The organism is Mycetocola sp. JXN-3, assembly GCF_014522285.1.
Classification (GTDB): Bacteria; Actinomycetota; Actinomycetes; order Actinomycetales; family Microbacteriaceae; genus Mycetocola; species Mycetocola saprophilus.
In genome coordinates, this window is sequence record NZ_CP041635.1 from 262,274 (window position 1) to 281,530 (window position 19,257).

The following is a 19,257-nucleotide window of genomic DNA, read 5'->3' on the forward strand; positions in this document are numbered from 1 at the left end:
GGTTGCTGCGAGGGGTGTGCTTCCGAGGGTTCAGGATGTGGACGATGCCTTGATGAGGGTAGAGATACGCCGTGTGATCTCGGCCCGCTCCTCCTCGACCGGGACCGCGACCAGGTAGCGCGCACCCGACTCGGTGTGGATCGAGAGGGCGGGGCCGCCGCGATTAATGAGTCCCAGAGTGCCTCCGCCGAGCAGACGCAGGCCGAGGCCGGTGTGCCAGGGATTCACGGTCTCCGAGGCAACCGAGCGAAGCTGGTTCGCAGGGATGGTCTTGACATACAGGGGGAACCAGATCAGCCGCACGTTGTCGTCGCCGATTTCGATGCGATGGTGGCTGAGCAGGCACCCGGTCAGGACCGCGGTGACCACAACGAGGACGACCGAGGACAGAATCCATTCGCCGGACGAGAGCCCCTGGGCGGTCAGGAGATAGACGAACATGCTCGCGCCTGCGAGCATCAGAAGGGCAACCAGGGTCAACACGAGTGGTGAGAGAAACGTCGACGTGGTGCGAAAGCGGTTCCGGGGCTGCATGCGGTCAGTGCTCCTTCGGGGCGGCCGAAGGTGCGGGCCGGGCGGGGAGTCTGTTCGCCTCGCGATACGCGCGCGGTGCCAGCTCGAAGGCGCGCGTGAAGGCGCGGGAGAAGGCAAACTCCGACGTATAGCCCACGCGGTGGGCGATGCTCGCGATCCGTTCGTCGGTTTCGCGGAGCTGCTGGGCGGCGAGATCCATTCGCCAGGACACCAGATAGGCGCCGGGGGACTGCCCGACCAGCGCGGAAAAACGGCGGCTGAGCGTTGCACGTGAAACACGTGCCTCTTCGGCCAGGGTATCGAGGTTCCACTCGCGGGCGGGTTCGGCGTGGATCGCGTTGAGGGCGGTCGCGACCACCGGGTCGGTCAGTCCACGCAGCCAGGAGGCCCGGGTGAACTCGGTGGTGGCGATCCACTCGCGCAGGATGTGAATCAGCAGCACGTCGATCAGTCGATCGATGATCGTGTTGGTGGCCATTCCCGGCCGTGCCACCTCCTGGGCCAGCAGCTTTGTCACCTCGATGATCGCGCTCCCCTGGGGGTTCGCGGGAATGTAGATGACCTCGGGCAGCAGCTCAAACAGCGCCGTGCTGGTGGTGAGGTTGTGGATGTAAAACGCGCACAGGACGTTGGTCGAGCGCGGCGCGCTGCCGGCCTCGAGGGCCTCGCCGGGGGTGCGCGAGCGCACGTGGTTGTAACGGTCGAAGTGGACCGGGGTGGTTTCGCGGTCACTCGCGAAGACGTGCGCGGAACCGTGGGGGAGGAGCACCACATCGCCGGGGAGCATCTGGATCGTCTCGTGCCCGGGCACCGACAGGTAGGCGACCCCCGCGGTAATCGCGTGGAAGGCCGCCTCGGGAACCGCATCCAGCTCAAAGCCCCAGCGATTGCCGGCGCTGATCGGGGTGGTGAGGCTGCCGCGAACCCCGGCCAGGGACAGGACGTCTTCGAGTGCGCTCATGCATCCAGACTACTCAGAGCCGCATTCGCGGCAAGTAAATGAGACGAACGGATAAAAAATCGAGTAAAACAAGCATTCACCGAATCAGCGTGGGTTTCTAGAGTCGAATTATCAACTACGAATTGAGGACATCATGCAGATCAACAACGCCATCGTCTTTGTAACCGGAGCCGGCCGTGGCCTCGGCACCCACTTCGTCGCCCACCTGCTCAAGCAGGGTGCGGCCAAGGTTTATGCCGGGGCCCGGGACACCGGTCGGGTAAACGCCGAGTGGGTCACGGATGAGCGCGTGCAGCTGGTCCCCCTCGACGTCACCGACCCGGCCAGTGTGGCCGCCGCCGCCGAGATTGCCGCCGATGCAACCATCCTGATCAACAACGCGGGCACGCTGAGTTTTGGCGGCGCGCTGGACGGGGCGATCGAGGACTACCGTCTGGACCTGGAAACCAACCTGTTTGGGGTGCTGAACACCTCCCGAGCCTTCACGCCCCGGCTGATTGCCAATGCCCCCGCCGCGATCGTGAACGTCGCCTCGATCCTCGCCTTCGCCCCCGCCCGCAACATGACCGGCTACAGCATCTCCAAGGCCGCCGCGCATGAGTACGGACAGGCGCTGCGTGCCGAGCTGCAGGGCAGCGGGGTGCAGGTTTCGGTGGCCTATCCGGCGCAGATCGACACCGAGATGCTCAGCGGTGTCGACATGGATAAGGCGTCGCCGGCGAGCGTGGCCGAGCGGATCCTGGCCGGGGTGGTTGCCGGGGAGCGCGACATCTACCCCGACGATGCCTCCGCCTCCCTCGCGGTGCTGTATGCGGAAAACCCGTGGAGCCTGGAGCGGGTCTTCCTGCGTACCGGCGAGTAGCGGGTCTGGCCAAAAAATCTCATCCCGTCCGCGGGATGAGATTTTTTGGTTGCCGCGATAGATTCCGCGGACTTCTTCGTCGTCCTGGGTGTTGGGAGATGAAATCACGGGTGAACCCGCCCGTGGGGGCGTGCAAAATGTACGCCGAGTGTGGCCCTGGTGTTACAGTCGTCCTCTTACCAGCGGTAATTATTTCTGCGTTTCCTGGTTTGCGTCTCCCCCGAATAGACCTCGAAACCTACCCGAAGAAGGACACATGCCCGCTGTACGTTCCCGAGCTCGTGCTCGCCACTCTGCCCCGAGACGGTTGACCCGTCTGCTTGCGGCCCTCGGCGTTACCGCCGCCGCGCTCCTCGGTTCCCTCATGGTCCCCGCGGCGGTTTCCGCCGCCCCGCTGAATACCGATTGCAGCTATGCGACCTCGGGCGGGAAGTACCCCACCTCAACCTGCTGGATCGACTTCACCGGGTTTGATGCCACCCAGGCCGCCGGGCCCGCGGGCCAGGACATGACCATGATGCTCGGGGACTACACGGTGACCTTCAACGTGACCCAGCGTCCGGTTCCCGGCAAGACCGCCCGCAACGTGATCGCCAGCCCCACCGTTTCGGTGTTCGGCAGCCCCGGGTACTACCAGGGCATCACCGGAAAACCGCTGCTGTACTCCCTGGGCGGGCTGTCCAACGGGGCCGTAAACATCGAGATTCGTAACGTGGCGATCAGCCTGAATGGCACCCCGGTCACCGGGTACTCGCTGGTGAGCGCCTCCGCGGAAACGCTGGATGGGCCGACCGGGTTCTTTCAGGAGAGCATCACCTGGACCTCGGATGTGCCGTTGACCATGATCGATCACGCCTATGAATTCACCACCGGTGGCGGCTGCCCGCTTCCCCCGGCCGGCAACGGAAACACCACCGTGTCGTGCACCGGTGCCCCGGCGGGCACCAACAGTGCGCACGGCGTGATCATGGCCGGTGCCTCGGCTACTCGGATCAGCGGCGCGGTACACATGAACACCGGTGGCGAGCGTGAGGCCGTGGCGTTCGGTATTCAGACCGCGCGGGCAACGGTGACCAAGCAGGTTGCCAGTCGGGTGGACCCTACCGACTCATTTGACGTGTCGATCACCTCCCCCGAGGGGATTCCCCTGGCCCTGGCCAGCACCGGCACCGCCACAGGCGCGACCACCGGACGCGAGACGGTGATCCCCACCGGGACGCTGGCCCTGGCCGACCGAACCACCGCCGGGACTCGCAGCGCGCTGAACTACTACGCCGCCGACTGGAGCTGCACCAATGCGACCACCGGGAGCACCACGGTTCTCCCGTCCGGCAGCAACCCCAACCAGAACCTCGCCCTGGCGGTGGGGGATGATGTCAGCTGTGTGGTGACCAACACCGCGCTGCCCGCGGCGCTGCGTCTGGAGAAGGCCGTGGATATCTCCACCTCGGTCCTGGGCGACACGGCGACCTACGCGTTCACGGTCACCAACACCGGTCAGATTCCGGTGGATTCGCTGGCCATCGACGAGACCGAATTCGGCGGATCCGGGTCCCTCTCGGCGATCACCTGCCCGGTAACCGCGCTGGCACCCGGTGCCTCGACCACCTGCCGGGCCACCTATGCGGTGACCCAGGCGGATGTGGATGCCGGCCGGGTCACCAACACCGCCCGCGCCACCGCACATCCGGTGGTCACCGCCGCGGTGGTCACCTCGAATGACTCCGCCGCCGAATTTGCCGCGGTGGGCCACGGTGCGCTCACCGTGACCAAGGCCGTCTCGGCAACCTCGGCCGCCGTGGGTGACACCGTGACCTACACCCTCAAGGCCCGTAACAGCGGTGGCCTCAGCCTGCACGGGGTGAGCCTGGAGGACCGGAACTTCACCGGGACGGGTGCCCTGAGTGCGCTGACCTGCGATCGACCGCAGCCCGCGAGCCTTGCCCCCGGCCAGAGCCTGACCTGTACCGCGACCTACACGGTGACCGCGCGCGATTCGGGCACCCTCACCAACACCGCGGTGGGTTCGGCACTGGATCCCGCGGGCACCGCCCTGACCGGCACCGACGTGGCCCGCGTGGCGCTGCGCCCCAGCGGTGGCGGCGTGACCCCGGGCCCCGGCCCATCCGCCGACCCCACCCGTCCCGGCCCGAATAATGCCGGTGGCGGGGACACACACCTGGCCTATACCGGGGGCGACTACACTGGCAGCACTATTGCCGGTGTGGGAGGAGTGATCCTTCTGATCGCCGCGGCGGGGCTGTTGGCTCGTGCGCAGCGTCGTGCTCGTCGCACCACCGGCGCCTAAACGAACGGTAGTCGGCACCACCTGGGCGACCCCGCGTTCGGGCCGTTTGCACCCCCTCGGAGCAGACGGCCCGTTCCGGTCCCTCCCGAGGGACGCGTCGGAGAGGAGTCTCGGTGAGTGCTGAGGAACGGATGGACATCTCCGACGAGGAGCTGATGCGGGCTGCGGCCGCGGGGGATACCCGGTCCGCCGCGCTCTATCTTCGTCGGCAACTGCCGTTTCTGCGCGCGATGGCCACCCGGATTGCCGCCCCCTCGATGGATGCCGAGGACCTCCTGAGTGAAGCCCTGCTCCGGCTCACCAAGAAGTGGCGGGAGGGTACCGGGCCGCAGGCATTTGCCCATACCTATGTCATCCAAACCATGCGGAACCTCGTGATCGACGAGGCTCGCTCTGCACGAGCAAGGACTTCGGCCGTGTCCGATGAAGTGTTAGAACTCGTCCCGGACGAGTACGCCGAACGCCGCATCCGCGACGTTGACGCGTATGACGAGTTTGCCCTGATCCAGCAGTCCTTGGAACTGCTGCCCGAGGATCAGCGCCGGGTGCTGATCGGCGTGGTGGTGAACGGGATGAAACCGGGTGAGATTGCCGAGGAGTGGGGGCGTGCACCGGCGGCGGTATCCAACCTGTTGCAGCGGGCGAAGGGCTCCATGCGCCGGGCGGTGCTGGTGATCCTCCTCGGCCGCGGGGAATTTGAGTGCGCACAAAATGCCGACCGAATCCCCCGGGTACCGCTACCCGAGCCCGATGACCACGATGCCACCGAGCGCGGAATGCGTCACGTTTTGGGCTGTGAGGACTGCCGGCGGAAATGGTCGCGCTGGGCGAAGATGAGCTCGGCCCGGGGCTTTTTGCCGCTGCTGTTCCTGGCGCAGCTTGCCCGGCCCGCGCCGGCCTCGGCGCTTCAGAACGAGGGGGATTCGGGCCGCCTCGATCCGGCTCGGTCGGATTCGGCGGTGCCCTCCTCCGCGATGCTGACCGGTGTGGGGGCGCAGACGGAGGCCTCCTCGGCCGGTGTGGGCGCACGGGCCGGCGCTCCCGAAGCCGGGGTGCTCCCGCCGGCGGGGTCCTCGGCGGGGACCTCGGCGGGCACTTCGGTAGGCACCCCGGCGGCCGGCACGGGTACGGCCGCGAGCACGTCGGAGGCCGGGGTGGGCGCGCAGGCCGCCCTGGTGGTGGTACCGCCCGCGGCGACCCTGGCCGGTGCCGCCCTCCCGCGCGGTGCGGACGAGAGGGCCGCGGGTGCTGCCGCGGAAACGTCGGATCCTGTGCGCGCAACCGGATGGCTGCGGCGAGCGTGCGGGCGGATCCTGCGGTGGATCCGGCTGCGGCCGATCCTGGCCTCGGGAATCGGATTGGCGGCCATCGGAGCCGTGCTGCTGGGCGTGGGCCTGGGTGGATGGTTCGTGCCACAGAAACCCCCGGCGAGCATTGCCGTGACGATGCCGGACCGGGCGCACCTGACCATCGGATTCGATGTCCGGGCCGAAACCTGGCGGGCCGAGCGGGTGGAGATTACCCTCACCGGCGCGCGCATCGTCTCGACCCCCGCGGGCTGGAGCTGCACCACGGGTCCCTCGACCACCGTGTGTGATCCGGGGGCCGGGCGGGTCTCGGGCACCGTCACCGTTTCGGCCGGGGACGGACCCGTGGGCTACCACGTGCGGGTGAGCGCCCGGGCGGAGTCCTTCACACTGACCGGAACCGGCGACGGCACACACCCGTAAAACTGTTTCGGCGTGTCGCGCGATAGAAAATGGCACCCGTTACGTCCTCTTGGGTGGCTGACGCGTCACCGGAACACTAGATTTCGGCCCGAATCCCCGGGAGCGTGCAGCCTGCCAGCCTCGGCTGGTAGTACGCCATTACGCGTGCGGGGCGGTGTCGGCACCGGGGGGAGTCGGCACCGCCCCTGCGTTTTCTACCGGAGGACTCATGGAGACCACACAGGCGCGGCCCCAGGGCTCACACAACGAATATTTTGTCACCGAGCGGCAGGGCAACCTGATCGCGGTGGCCTGCTGGTGCAGCATCGGCAAGAACCACACACACGACGCGTGGATTCGGGCCGGACGCCCGGCCTCGGAGCAGCCCTCGGCCTAGCGCGTTTCCGCCGCCTCTACGGCGTGGTGATCTCTGTCCCCGTGCGGTCGTTGATCTTCTGCAGCGGACGGGAATTGTGCGGATAGAGCTTCTCGAATGCACTTAGTTGTGTTGTCGAGATTTCGCCCGGCGTCTCATAGACATTCCAGTGCACACCCTCGCTACACGGCGGCGTGGTGAGCGAGCCCTCATATTGGATGATCTTCGAGTCGGCGGGCAGGAGTTCGGCGGGGTTGATGGTGCCGGAAACGGGGTCGGACTCCTCCTCGCCGGTGACCTTTTGTGGCATCTCCGCGAAGAAGTTTGCCAGCGCCGTGTTGGCAGCTCCAGCGTTAAAGAGCACCGCGAGGACGGCGACCTTTCCCGAAGTTGTCTTGTTCACCAGGTGGAGTTCGAGGTCGCTCCGGACGCCATCGATCGTGTGTTCGCTGGTGCTGTGCAGATGGAACTGCTGGAGATAATAGGTCTCGCCACCCAGCACCATGTAGTTGTCGGTTTCGTTTTCGGGGGTGACCTCGATGGTATGGCCGTTGTTTTCAACCTCAAACACGGTGGGCTGATAGTGGACCTCGGGTGCCCCGACATCGGCGACGTTCAACATGCTGCGGGTGAGCTCGATCGGGGACTGGGCGGTTCCGGTGGAGCAGGCTGCGGAGATTTCGCCCCAGCTTTTTGGTCCGGCCGGACCGGAATAGGACCAGGCCTGTGGGTGTGGGGAGCCCGAGGCGGTCGAGGAAGCGTTTGTGGTTGTGGTACAGCCGGCGAGCAGCAGCGGCAGGGCGAGCGACAGGGAGGCGATCTGCAGGGAGTGTTTTTTCATGACCTCATGACGCTATGCCCCTGATCAGGGCCTGAATAGATTACATTTATGATCCTGTCGCATTTGGTCGCTGATCGCCTCCACTGATGTGCGCGCACCCGACGAAACACAGTGCCGTGATCGGTGCCGGGGTGCTGGGCGCCGCTATCGGTTACTCGTTGGCCCGCGGTGGGTCGCGCGTTCTGATCCTTGACGCCGGGCAACCCGCCGGTGGCGCCACCGGAGACGCATTCGCCTGGATCGGGCTCTCCGCCTCCGCGGCCGACCCCGAACAGGCGGCGCTGCGACGCTTCGCCTCCGCGGAACTTGACCGCCTTGCCGAGGAGCTGACGCTCCCCTTCGCCCTGACCCGTCGGGGTGCGCTGTCCTGGTCGGACGCCCGCGGTAACCCGGATGCGGACCTGGTGATCGATCCGAAGCTACGGGTACACGTACGCGTACTATCCACCGAGGGGTGCGCGGCCCGGGAACCGAACCTGCGTACCCCGCCCCGGGCGGCGGTCCTCGCCGAAACCGATGGCAGCGTGGATCCGGTGGCGCTCACCCGGTCGCTTCTGAGTGGTGCCCTCGCGCTCGGAGCGGAGTTTGTTCCCGACACCCGTGTGCATGAGCTGGTGGTGACCGATGGCCGGGTCACCGGGGTACGAACCGCGTCCGGTACCGTCGCCGTGGATGAGGTTGTGATCGCTGCTGGGACGGGAACCTCCGCGCTGCTGCGGAGCGCCGGGGTGCACGTGCCGGTGGTCGCCTCACCGTGCATCCTGCTGCGGCTGCGAACCTCGGAGCCACTGATCAACGGGATCGTGTCCGGTCCCGAGTTCGAACTTCGCCAGGCAGACGAGACAACGCTGCTCGCCGCCGAAGACTACCTCGATGACTCGGTGGAAAACGGGCCGGAGGCGGTAGCCGACCGCGCGCTCGAGAGCATTCGCCGGGAAATCCGCGGGGCCGAGGAGGCCACCCTGGAGAGCGTTCGGGTGGGACTTCGGCCGATTCCCGAAGACGGACGTCCGGTCCTTGGGCGTACCGGAACCCCGGGGCTGTCGGTTGCGGTCGCCCACGCCGGAATCGCCCTGGCAGCGGGCATCGGCACGCTGCTGGCACGGGAACTGCTGGAGGGGATCGAGTCCGACCTGCTGACCACGTTCCGACCATCCCGCTTCGCCGAGAAGGTGCCCGCTCCGCGCCCGTGACACAAAAACCACCGTGGGCCCGCCCCCATACGGAGCCGGCCCACGGTGGTCAGGGGTCGAGCTAGTTCGCGACCTTCGCGGCGATGTCGGTGCGGTACTGACCGCCCTCCAGGCCGATCTTGTCCAGCGCCGCATAGGCGGCGGCACGGGCGGCGGTGAAGTCATCACCGAGGCCCACCACGTTGAGCACGCGCCCACCGGTGGCGAACAGCGCATCGCCCTGAACGGCCGTTGCCGCGTGGGTCAGGTGCACGCCGGGGATGTTTTCGGCGTGGGCCAGGCCGGTGAGCACTCGACCGGTGATCGGCGCCTCGGGGTAGCCCTCGCTCGCGAGAACCACGGTGACCGCGGCCTGGTCGGAGAATTCCGGACGGGGCTGCTCGGCCAGTGTGCCGGTCGCGGCCGCATAGAGCAGCTCGGAGAGGTTGGAGGTGAGGCGCGGCAGGACGATCTGGGTCTCGGGATCGCCGAATCGGGCATTGAACTCGATGACCTTGACCGTACGGCCACCATCCACCAGGATCAGACCCGCATAGAGCAGACCGACAAACGGGGTGCCCTCGGCGGCCAGCTGACGGATGACCGGGGCGGCCACGGTGTCCAGCACCTGGTCCACAAACGCGCGCTCGGAGCCGAAGTGCTCATCCAGCCAGGGCAGCGGAGAGTAAGCGCCCATGCCGCCGGTGTTGGGGCCGGCGTCGCCGTCCTGCAGGCGCTTGAAGTCCTGGGCGGGGGAGAGTGGCAGCACGTTCTGGCCGTCGCTCAGGAAGAACAGGGAGACCTCTTCGCCGTCGAGGAACTCCTCGATCAGCACGCTGCCGGCGTCGAGGTACTGGCGGGCGTGCTCGATCGCGGCGTCGCGGTCGGAGGTGACCAGCACTCCCTTGCCTGCGGCCAGGCCGTCGGCCTTGACCACGTGGGGTGCACCGAGCTCGTCGAGGGCGGCCACAACCTCCTCGACGGTGGACGCGCGGAATGCACGCCCGGTGGGGACATTCGCCTCGGACATGATCCGCTTGGCGAAGTTCTTCGAGCCCTCGAGGGCGGCGGCGGCACGGTCGGGACCAAACACCGCGAAGCCGGCGGCACGCAGGGCGTCGGCCACGCCGGCCACCAGCGGGGCCTCGGGACCGATGATCACCAGGTCGGCGTTTTCGGCACGCGCGAGTTCGGTGACCGCTTCGGGGTCGGTGGCGTTCACCGCAACCACGGGCACGCGCGCGGCGATACCGGCATTGCCGGGGGCCGCCACGATGGCGTGGCCGGCGTCTTCGCCGAGCAGGGACAGGACGATTGCATGCTCACGGGCACCGGAGCCGAGGACCAGGATCTTCACGGTACTAGCCTAGAGGTATGGCACGTGCACAGATACCCGATTCCGACGGTCTCGCGGCCGTTCTGGCCACCCGCGGCGAGGCGCCGACCCGCGATCAGAAGGCGATGGCCGTTCGCTATACGCTCCAGCTGCTCGCCGAGCGCGCACCCGGAAACACCGTCGAGGTGCGGGTTCCACCCTTCGGGGCCACCCAGTGCATCGAGGGTCCGCGGCATACTCGCGGCACCCCGCCGAACGTGGTCGAGATGACCGCCGAGGTGTGGCTGGATCTGGCGCGCGGCGTCCTGGACTGGGATGACGCGGTGCAGGCGGGTAGTGTCTACGCCTCGGGTCAGCGCGCCGATATTGGTGGGCTGCTGCCGCTGCTGCGTGGAAGGTTTGCCGAGTGAGCGCCGCCGAGAACCACGCCCCGGTCACGCTGATCACCGGCGGAACCCGCGGCATCGGGGCCGCAACCGCCCGCCGTCTCGCGGCGGCCGGACACACGCTGGTGCTCGGATATCGGGGTAATATCGCCGCGGCGCAGGCGCTGGCCGCCGAGCTGGCCGAGGCCGGAACCGAGGTCCTGGTGGTCGGGGCCGACCTGTCCACCGACGCGGGCATCGACACCCTCTTTACCGCGGCGCTTGAGCGTTTCGGTCACCTGGATAACGTGGTGAATAACGCCGGGGCGACCCTGCACATCGGACCACTGGCCGAGACGCCGAGCGACATCGTGCGTGAGGTCATCAACATCAACCTGACCTCGGCGGTGCTGGTCGCCCGGCGTGCGGTGCGCGAATTCCTGGCCGCCGAGACGCCCGGCGTGCTGGTGAACGTCTCCTCGACCGCCGCTCGCAACGGATCTCCCAACACCTACGTGCACTATGCGGCGGCCAAGGCCGGGGTGGATGCGCTGACCCAGGGACTCGCCGCCGAGGTCGCCCCGCACGGAATCCGGGTGGTCGGGGTGGCCCCGGGCACCACGATGACCGATATCCATGCGGATGCCGGAGAGGCCGACCGCCCGAAAAAGGCGGCCGCGCGCATCCCGCTGGGTCGGGCCGCCGAACCGGACGAGATCGCCGCGGCAATCGCCTGGCTGGTCTCGCCGGATGCGAGCTACACCGCGGGCACCACGATCCGGCTCTCCGGCGGGGCGTAGCGCTTCTCGATCAAAGCAAACGACTGTTATTCTGGGGTCCACTATCGAGGGGGAACCATGGAACCGAATCCGCTGCTACCGGCCGGCTACGACATCGTCTGGAGCCTGGTCCTGTTGGCGATCATCGGCCTGGCAGTCGCCGCGCTGATCTCGCTGGCACGCAGCCCGCGCACCGGCACCCCCGCCGACTCGTTCCGAGCCCTCTGGGCCCTGGCAATCATCTTCCTGCCGCTGATCGGATCACTCACCTGGTTCTTCTTCGGTCGCCAGCCCACCCGCGCACACTCCCGAAGCTAGTACCCCGGGACTAGCGCAGCGGCACGATCAGGGGCGGGCGGCCCGTGCGCTCGATGATTTCGACCCGCTGGCCGTAGACCTCCTCTACCCGCTCGGCGGTCAGTACGTCACTCGGGGTGCCCGATGCCGCGATGCTTCCGCGCGAGAGCAGGGTGATCCGGTCGGCATAGGCGGCGGCGAGGTTCAGATCGTGCAGCACCACCACCACGGCATCGCCGGCGCGAGCCCGGTCGCGGGCGATGCGCAGCACGTCCTCCTGATGGCGCAGATCGAGGGCCGCGGTGGGCTCGTCCAGCAGCACAATCGGCGCGCGCTGGGCGAGCACCCGGGCCAGGGCCACGCGGGCGCGCTCGCCGCCGGAGAGGTGCGGGATTTTGCGGTCCATCAGGTGGGCCACGTCGGTCTGTGCTACCGCCTCGGCGATCGCCCGCTCATCCTCGTCCTCGGCGGGGGTGCGCTGCCAGGGCGCGCGTCCCATCTCCACGATCTGCGCGGCGGTAAACGGGAAGGTGACCGTGTTGTCCTGGGTGAGGACCGCGCGCTCGCGGGCCAGCTCCTTCGGACGCCACTCGCCGAGGTTCTTCCCGTCGAGCAGCACCGCCCCGGATGCCGGGGTGCGATCGCCCGAGAGCATCGCCAGCAGCGTGGACTTCCCGGCACCGTTGGGCCCGATCAGGGCGTGCAGTTCCCCGGGAAGGACCCGCAGCGACACATCCCGCAGCACGGGCTTTCCCGAGAAGGACAGCGAAACGCTCTCGGCCATCAGAGCACTCATGCCCAGCCTCCCTGCGACTTTCGGGTGCGAATCAGCAGCCAGAAGAAGAACGGCCCACCCACCAGCGAGGTGACCATGCCGATCGGCAGGTCCGCATTGGCAATCGCGGTGCGGGCAAACAGGTCGGCGAGCACCACCAGCAGCGCGCCGCCGAGCACCGAGGCCAGCAGCAGCGGGCGGTGGGCGGGGCCGATGATCATCCGCATCAGGTGCGGGATCACCAGACCCACAAAACCGATGATGCCGGTGAAGGCCACGGCCACCGAGACCAGCACGGCGACCAGCAGGATCACGGTGATCCGCAGCGCCTCCACGTTGACACCCAGGTGCCGGGCGCTCTTCTCGCCCAGCGCAAAGAGGTCAAGCTTCGGGGCGACGAGGTAGGCGACGATCAGGCCGATCACCACCACCGGGAATACGGTGGCCACCTGCTTCCACAGGGCACCGTTCAGGCTGCCCAGCTGCCAGAACACGATCTGCTCGCGCGAGGACGTGTTGCCGAGGAAGGTGAGGAACCCGAGTCCGGCGGCGCAGATCGCGTTGATCGCGATGCCGGTGAGGATCAGCGTGACCACCTCGGTTTTTCCGCCCGAACGGGACACCATATAGACGGCAAACACGCTGATCAGTCCGCCGACAAAGGCCAGCGCGGGAACCGTCCAGTTGCCCAGAGCCGCCATCCCGGTGACAATTGCCAGGGCCGCGCCGAGCGCCGCCCCCGAGGAGATTCCGATCACGCCGGCATCGGCCAGCGGGTTGCCGAAGATCGCCTGCAACAGCAGACCCGATCCGGCCAGCGCGGCCCCCACCAGGACACCCAGCAGCAGCCTGGGCATCCGCACGGTCCAGAGCGCCGCCTCGGCACCGGGGGCCGCGGGCGGAACCGAGACGCCGAACTTGGCGATGATCAGGTTCCACACCTCGTGCGGGGCGATCGGAAACTGGCCGAGTCCCAGCGAGATAAAGATGGCGAGCACCAGCGCGATCGCCAGCCCGCCGATCAGGGCGAGACGACGACCGGTCAGGCGATGCCCGGACAGACGGGTGCGTGAGGGGGCCTGCGCGCCACTCATTTGGCGGGGGTGGCGCTGGGCTCCGGCGCCGTATACAGGGCGCGGGCGAGGGACTCCACCACGGCCGCGGTGCGCGGGCCGAAGCCGAGGATCTCGGTGTCGTTCATGGTGACCACGCGTCGGTGTTCGCCGGCGGGGGTCGAGGCCAGGGCGGGGATCTGCTCGAGCAGCCCATCGATGCCGTTGACCGATTTCAGGCCGTCGGTCATCATCAGCAGCACGTCGGGCTTGGCGTTCATCAGGGCCTCGGCGGTCATCGGCTTCATGCCGCTCCAGCCGATCTCCTTGGCCACGTCCACGCCGCCGATCGCATCGATCAGCGAATCGGCACCGGATCCCTCCCCGAAGAGGTAGTAGATGCCCGCGCCGCCGCGGGCGTAGAGGAAGATCACGCGGGGACGCTTGGATTCGTCCGTGGGGGCGATCTTCTGGATGTCCGCCAGGCTGGCCTTGAGCTCCTTGTCGATGCGCTCGGTCAGCTTGGTGCCGGTCTCGGGGATACCCAGGGCGGTGGAGACCTCGCGCACGATGTCACCGGTGTTGGAAATGGTGCGGTCCTGGGTGATCTTGACCACCGGGATGCCCGCCTGGGCGAGCTGCTCGCGGACGGCCTTGGGGCCGAGGCTGCCATCGGTGAGGATCACGGTCGGGGCCATCGCCAGGATCGCCTCGGCGTTCAGGGTGTGGCTGGAGCCGGTGGCCAGCGGCAGCTTCTCGGTTCCGGGGAACGAAGTGGAAGCGTCGCGTCCGATCAGGTTCTTGCCGAGGCCCAGGCCCCAGACGGTGGCGGCGAGGGTGCCGGAGATGTCGAGGGCGAGGATGCGCGAGGCATCCTTCACGGTGACCTGTGCGCCGGCATCGTCGGTCACGGTGACCGGAAGCGCGGGGGTCGGATCCTTCTCGATCGGATCGATTGCCGGGTTGGCCAGGCAGGCGTCGGAGACGCCGGTGATCTGGTTGGCCGGGGTATCCAGCTTCAGCTCACTCAGCGGGGTTTGGGCGCAACCGTCGTTCTCGGGCGTCGTTGCCGTGGCGCTGCATGCGGTAAGCAGCAGCGCGGTCAGGGTGAGAAGTGCGGCAGTGCGCACGCTTTTTCCGCGGGGTGACATCTGGTTTCTCGCTCTACGTGGGGAATTTAACGAGGTAAGGCTAGCCTCAGCTTGACAAGTGCCGTCCCGACCAGATTTACTCGATCATAGCCTTGCCTTACTTAGGCTAACCTATCTGCGCCTCAAGTGGAACTTCACCTCGAGCCGCCGCGGATAGAAACCCCACACCCCACCACTGGAGTTTCCGTGTATCTCTCAGCCCTGTCTTCGCGGCTGCGGGTCTGGCTTGCCCCGATCCTGGCACTGGCGCTTGTCGCCGGTGGTCTGATCGTTGGCAGTGCCCCCGCCCAGGCCGCCACCGCCCCCTCGATTTCGGTCACGCCGAATTCGTTCCTGGACCCGAGTGTGGCCAACACGCTCACGGTCAGCGGATCCGGATTCGTCGGGGATGGGGCTGCCAACGGCGCCTACGTCCTGTTCGGCGAAAAATCCGTGTGGAGCGGCGGCAGTGCGCTGCCCTCGGACGGCTGGATCAGCCAGGCCTGGGTGCAGAAGAGTCAGATCGTGGATGGTGCCTTCACCACCACCATCTCGGTGCCCGCGGGCAAGCTGGACCCGGCAAAGTCCTACCAGGTGGCCACCTCGGCCGCCCACGGTCTCTCGATCACCGACCGCAGCCTGGACGCCTTCGCACCGGTTTCGGTCAACCAGCAGGCCAACCCCAAGGTGACCGTCTCCAAGACCACGGGGCTGAACCCCGACGGCGACACCGTCACCGTGAAGGGCTCCGGCTTCTTCCCGACGGCCAACACCGTGGGAGCCCGTCCGCCGCTGGCGGGGAAGTTCACCGGCGCCTACGTGGTGTTTGGTAAGTTCGCCGACACTTGGCAGCCCTCGGCGAATGCGCCGGGATCTGCCCGTTCGGTTTCGGCGCAGAAGTGGGCTGTGCCGGCCGAATCCATGGCAACCATCGGGGGCGCCGGGGCGGGCGCCATCGAGATCAAGTCCGATGGCACCTTCGAGACCACGCTGAGCGTGAAGAAGGGCTACGCCAACGAGCCGGCCACCGGTAACTACGGCATCTACACCTACCCCGGCGGCGGTGCCAAGGAGGCGCTGTTCGAGACGGCGACCCCGATTAGCTTCCAGACCCCGACCCCGCAGCCCACGGTCACCGTGTCGAAGACGACCGGTCTGAACCCGGCCGGGGAGACCATCACCGTCACCGGAACCGGCTTCACCCCGACCGATAAGACGGTGGGATCGCGTCCGCCGCTGGCGGGCAAGTTCACCGGTACCTACGTGGTGTTTGGCAAGTTCGCCGACACCTGGCAGCCCTCGGCGGGAGCACCCTCGAGCGCCCGGGTATCCGGAGCGACCAAGTGGGCGGTACCGGCCGAGTCGATGCAGGTCATCGGCGGGGCAAACGCCGGCGCGATCGAGCTCAAGCCGGACGGATCCTTTTCGGCCGACATCCTGGTGAAGCCCGGCTTCGATAAGGAGCCCGCCACCGGTAACTTCGGCATCTATACCTACGCCGCGGGTGGCTCGGTTGAGGCGGCCTTCGAGACCGCAACCCCGATCACCTTCGCGGCCCCGACGGCCAGCCCCAAGGTGACCGTCTCCAAGACCACCGGCCTGAACCCCGACGGTGACACCGTCACCGTGACGGGTACCGGCTTCCTCCCCACCGCCAACACCGTGGGCACCCGTCCGCCGCTGGCCGGCAAGTTCACCGGTACCTACGTGGTGTTTGGCAAGTTCGCCGACACCTGGCAGCCCTCGGCAAACGCCCCCGGCGCTTCCCGTTCGGTATCCACCCAGAAGTGGGCGGTTCCGGCCGAATCCGTGGAGACCATCGGTGGGGCCGGATCCGGCGCGATCGAGCTCAAGGCCGACGGGAGCTTCGAGGCCACGCTGAGCGTGAAGTCCGGCTACGCCAACGAGCCGGCCACCGGTAACTACGGCATCTACACCTACGGTGGCGGCGGTGCCAAGGAGCCGCTGTTCGAGACGGCGACCCCGATCACCTTTGCCCCGGTTGTGCAGCCCGCGAACCCGACGGTGACCATCACCCCGAACACCGCGGTCGACCCCAAGGTGGCCAACACCTTCACGGTGACCGGTACCGGCTACACCGGTGCGGGTGCCGCCAACGGCGCCTACGTGCTGATCGGTGCCAAGAGTAACTGGGCCGCGGGCACCCCGCTGCCCGCGACCGGCTGGCTCGCGCAGGGCTTCGTGCCCGCCGGTCAGATCACCGACGGGAAGTTCACCACCACGCTGACGGTGGCCGCGGATGCCTTTGCCGCCGGCACCGACTACGCGGTGTTCACCTCGGCCGCCCACGGCCTCTCGGCCACCGACCGTTCGCTGGATGCCCAGGCAGCCATCGCGCTCAAGCCGGTGGACGTCACCAAGCCCAGCCTGACCATCACCCCGAATAAGGACGTGGACCCGGCGAAGAACAACACCTTCACCGTCTCGGGTACCGGTTTTGTTGGCCCGGGTGCCGTCAACGGTGCCTACGTTCTGATCGGTTCGAAGTCCAACTGGGCCGCGGGTACCCCGCTGCCCGCGGACGGCTGGCTCGCCCAGGACTTTGTTACCCCCGCCCGGATCAAGGACGGTGCCTTCACCACCAAAATCGTGATTCCCAGCGGTCAGTTCGTGTCCGGTGGCGAGTACGCGGTGTTCTCCTCGGCTGCTCACGGCCTCTCGGCTACCGACCGCTCGCTGGACGCCCAGGCGGCCATCTCGATCAAGTCGGTGGTCATCATCGACCCGACCAAGCCCTCGATCGTGGTCTCCCCGAGCGCCGATGTCAACGCCAGCGTGGACAACGTCTTCACCGTGACCGGCAGCGCCTTCACCGGCCCCGGTGCCCAGTTCGGTGCCTACATCCTGCTGGGTGAGAAGGGCTACTGGACCGGAAACTCGGCCCTGCCCGGCGACGGATGGCTCGCTCAGGAGTGGGTCCAGCCCAGCCAGATCGTCGGCGGAAAGTTCACGGTTTCGATCCGGGTTCCCGCGGGCACCCTGAACTCGGCCAAGACCTATGAGGTTGCAAGTTCCGCAGCCCACGGCTTGTCGGCCACCGACCGCAGCCTGGACGCATTTGCGACCATCGCGATGCGTTCGGGCACCGGTGAGGGCGGCACGGTCGAGCCGACCAAGCCCCCGGTGGATCAGCCCGCCGTCACCAACCCGGTCGCCTCGATCACCGGCGGATCGCTGCGCTGGTCGATCAAGAACCAGTTCTCCGACTACGTGCAGGGACCGATCGCCAAGGGCTCGGTGAGCACCGTCGGCGGTGCCACCCGCGCAAACGGGGCGTTCCAGTTCGGCCAGGCCTCGGTGAGCGACTTCAACCGCGCGACCGGCACCGGCAGCGTCAGCTACTCCGGCGGTGTCCGCTTCTACGGCCACGGCGGCGTGCTGGACTACACCCTGTCCAACCCGACCATTCAGGTCCTCTCGCCCACCAGCGCGACCCTGACCGCGAGCCTCAACGGCAACCGGATCGTCTTTGGCACCCTGAACCTCGGCGCAGCCACCCGCACCGAGAACGGTGCGGCCACCACCTGGAGCGGCGTGCCCGTTCAGGTGAGTGCCGCCGGCGGCGAGCTCTTCCAGGGCCGCTACCCGAGCGCCGACCCGCTGACCTTCACGATCGGTTCGCCGGCCGCCGCCCCGCTGGGTGTCACCGGTACCGTCCTGTCGGTCTCGGCGAAGGACAAGAAGACCGCCCTGCCCATCCCGGCCACCCCGCCGGCGACCACCGGCCTGAACATCACCGAGACCGAGCTGGCCAAGCTCGGAACCGGCGAGAGCGCAACCGTGACCGCCTCGGGCTTCCAGCCCGGCGAGAAGGACATTCGCGTAGTGGTCTACTCGACCCCGATCCTGCTTGGCACCATCGCCGCCGACGCAAACGGCAACGCCAGCTGGACCGGTGCGCTGCCCGCAACCCTCGAGGCCGGCGAGCACACGCTGACCTTCCAGGGCTCGGTCAACCGCGGCGTGGTGTTCACGCTCGCCGAGCGTGCCCTCGCCGAGGGCTGCGCGGTCGAGGGGGCCACCCTCAACTGGGGCTTCAAGGCGTCGTTCCTGAACTACATCGAGGGCATCGCCCGCGGTGAGTACACCGCCGCCGATGGTGCCACCTTCACCTACCCGGAGTTTGCGTTCACCGCGGGCACCGGATCGGTGGATGGCGAGAAGCAGCGCGGACTGGTCACCTTTGCCGGCACGATGCACTTCACCGGACACCAGGGCGTCCTGGACACCACCCTGGCCAACCCGCAGATCGAGCTGGTGGATGACAAGACCGCCTATGTGCTGCTGGATGTTCACGGCACCACCCAGGACGGTCAGGCCATCGATCAGAAGCAGGTGCGGTTCGCCCAGCTGGATCTGAGCAAGACCCCGCTGACCCGTGGCGAAACCGGACTGAACGGCGACAAGGTCCCCGCGACCCTGACCGCCGAGGGTGCTGCGGCGTTTGGAACCTACCCGGCCGGTGAGGCGCTGGACGCCGTCACCTTCAGCATCCCGCTGGGCGCCGACTGCGGCGTCAAGGTCGAGGCCAAGCCCGAGGCGGCTAAGCCGGTGGCTGCCAAGCCGACCGTCACGACCGCCGAGGCACCGGCCGACAACTCCTGGATCTTCTGGACCGCGGGCGGCCTGCTCGCCCTGATCGTGATCGCCACCGCGAGCACCATCGTTGTGGTCCGTCGTCGCCGCCTGGCCGAGGCCGGCGAGTAGCCAGAACCATACCCCGCGGCCCGGATCTCCTC

At 67.7% G+C, this 19,257-nt stretch carries 16 protein-coding genes; 9 read left to right on the forward strand and 7 right to left on the reverse strand.

All coding sequences use genetic code 11. The features are described from left to right. Window positions 1-30: 30 nt before the first annotated feature. Window positions 31-441, reverse strand: a complete 411-nt coding sequence (locus C7C57_RS01330) for a hypothetical protein (RefSeq protein WP_187977308.1) — start codon at window positions 439-441, stop codon at window positions 31-33. Window positions 442-538: 97 nt separating this feature from the next. Beyond that, entirely contained in the window at window positions 539-1,495 is a 957-nt protein-coding gene (locus C7C57_RS01335; protein ID WP_187977309.1) for an AraC family transcriptional regulator, read from the reverse strand. Between the two features lie 133 nt (window positions 1,496-1,628). Here C7C57_RS01335 and C7C57_RS01340 point away from each other — a divergent pair, with 133 nt between their 5' ends. The 4 genes from C7C57_RS01340 to C7C57_RS01355 all read left to right on the forward strand — a co-directional run bounded on the left by C7C57_RS01340 (window position 1,629) and on the right by C7C57_RS01355 (window position 6,771). Continuing rightward, entirely contained in the window at window positions 1,629-2,357 is a 729-nt protein-coding gene (locus C7C57_RS01340; RefSeq protein WP_187977310.1) for an SDR family NAD(P)-dependent oxidoreductase, read from the forward strand. Window positions 2,358-2,664: 307 nt separating this feature from the next. Further along, window positions 2,665-4,665 carry a DUF11 domain-containing protein gene (locus C7C57_RS01345; protein WP_187977311.1) on the forward strand — a complete coding sequence of 667 codons (2,001 nt, stop codon included), beginning with the start codon at window positions 2,665-2,667 and terminating at the stop codon, window positions 4,663-4,665. 113 nt (window positions 4,666-4,778) lie between these two features. Next, the gene (locus C7C57_RS01350) at window positions 4,779-6,395 is read left to right on the forward strand and encodes a sigma-70 family RNA polymerase sigma factor (protein WP_187977312.1); all 1,617 of its coding nucleotides are present in this window, start codon (window positions 4,779-4,781) and stop codon (window positions 6,393-6,395) included. 208 nt (window positions 6,396-6,603) lie between these two features. Beyond that, window positions 6,604-6,771, forward strand: a complete 168-nt coding sequence (locus C7C57_RS01355; RefSeq protein ID WP_187977313.1) for a hypothetical protein — start codon at window positions 6,604-6,606, stop codon at window positions 6,769-6,771. Between the two features lie 16 nt (window positions 6,772-6,787). Here C7C57_RS01355 and C7C57_RS01360 read toward each other — a convergent pair whose 3' ends face one another. Continuing rightward, window positions 6,788-7,591, reverse strand: coding sequence for a carbonic anhydrase (locus C7C57_RS01360; protein ID WP_187977314.1), 804 nt, complete (start codon window positions 7,589-7,591; stop codon window positions 6,788-6,790). An 86-nt stretch (window positions 7,592-7,677) separates the two neighbouring features. Here C7C57_RS01360 and C7C57_RS01365 point away from each other — a divergent pair, with 86 nt between their 5' ends. After that, window positions 7,678-8,784, forward strand: a complete 1,107-nt coding sequence (locus C7C57_RS01365; RefSeq protein WP_187977315.1) for an FAD-binding oxidoreductase — start codon at window positions 7,678-7,680, stop codon at window positions 8,782-8,784. A 61-nt stretch (window positions 8,785-8,845) separates the two neighbouring features. Here C7C57_RS01365 and purD read toward each other — a convergent pair whose 3' ends face one another. After that, window positions 8,846-10,120, reverse strand: coding sequence for a phosphoribosylamine--glycine ligase (purD, locus tag C7C57_RS01370; RefSeq protein WP_187977316.1), 1,275 nt, complete (start codon window positions 10,118-10,120; stop codon window positions 8,846-8,848). A gap of 17 nt (window positions 10,121-10,137) precedes the next feature. Between purD and C7C57_RS01375 the strand changes: the two genes are divergently transcribed. Genes C7C57_RS01375 through C7C57_RS01385 form a run of 3 tightly spaced genes read left to right on the forward strand, consistent with a single transcriptional unit; the run spans window position 10,138 to window position 11,561 of the window. After that, entirely contained in the window at window positions 10,138-10,509 is a 372-nt protein-coding gene (locus tag C7C57_RS01375) for a sterol carrier family protein (protein WP_187977317.1), read from the forward strand. Further along, window positions 10,506-11,264 carry an SDR family NAD(P)-dependent oxidoreductase gene (locus C7C57_RS01380; protein WP_187977318.1) on the forward strand — a complete coding sequence of 253 codons (759 nt, stop codon included), beginning with the start codon at window positions 10,506-10,508 and terminating at the stop codon, window positions 11,262-11,264. The genes C7C57_RS01375 and C7C57_RS01380 overlap by 4 nt, the downstream gene beginning before the upstream one ends. Before the next feature lie 57 nt (window positions 11,265-11,321). Then, entirely contained in the window at window positions 11,322-11,561 is a 240-nt protein-coding gene (locus C7C57_RS01385) for a PLD nuclease N-terminal domain-containing protein (protein WP_030147874.1), read from the forward strand. 10 nt (window positions 11,562-11,571) lie between these two features. Here C7C57_RS01385 and C7C57_RS01390 read toward each other — a convergent pair whose 3' ends face one another. From C7C57_RS01390 to C7C57_RS01400, 3 genes are read right to left on the reverse strand one after another with little or no spacing between them, the layout of a single operon-like run. After that, on the reverse strand, window positions 11,572-12,336 hold the full coding sequence (locus C7C57_RS01390) for a heme ABC transporter ATP-binding protein (RefSeq protein WP_187977319.1): 765 nt from the start codon (window positions 12,334-12,336) through the stop codon (window positions 11,572-11,574). Then, window positions 12,333-13,409 carry an iron ABC transporter permease gene (locus C7C57_RS01395; RefSeq protein WP_187977320.1) on the reverse strand — a complete coding sequence of 359 codons (1,077 nt, stop codon included), beginning with the start codon at window positions 13,407-13,409 and terminating at the stop codon, window positions 12,333-12,335. The genes C7C57_RS01390 and C7C57_RS01395 overlap by 4 nt, the downstream gene beginning before the upstream one ends. Then, a complete protein-coding gene (locus C7C57_RS01400) occupies window positions 13,406-14,497 on the reverse strand; it encodes a hemin ABC transporter substrate-binding protein (RefSeq protein WP_255505741.1) in 1,092 nt (363 codons plus the stop codon). Before C7C57_RS01400 ends, C7C57_RS01395 begins: the two co-directional genes overlap by 4 nt. A 207-nt stretch (window positions 14,498-14,704) precedes the next feature. Between C7C57_RS01400 and C7C57_RS01405 the strand changes: the two genes are divergently transcribed. Next, complete coding sequence (locus C7C57_RS01405) at window positions 14,705-19,225, forward strand: HtaA domain-containing protein (protein ID WP_187977322.1); 4,521 nt, start codon at window positions 14,705-14,707, stop codon at window positions 19,223-19,225. Window positions 19,226-19,257 lie beyond the last annotated feature (32 nt).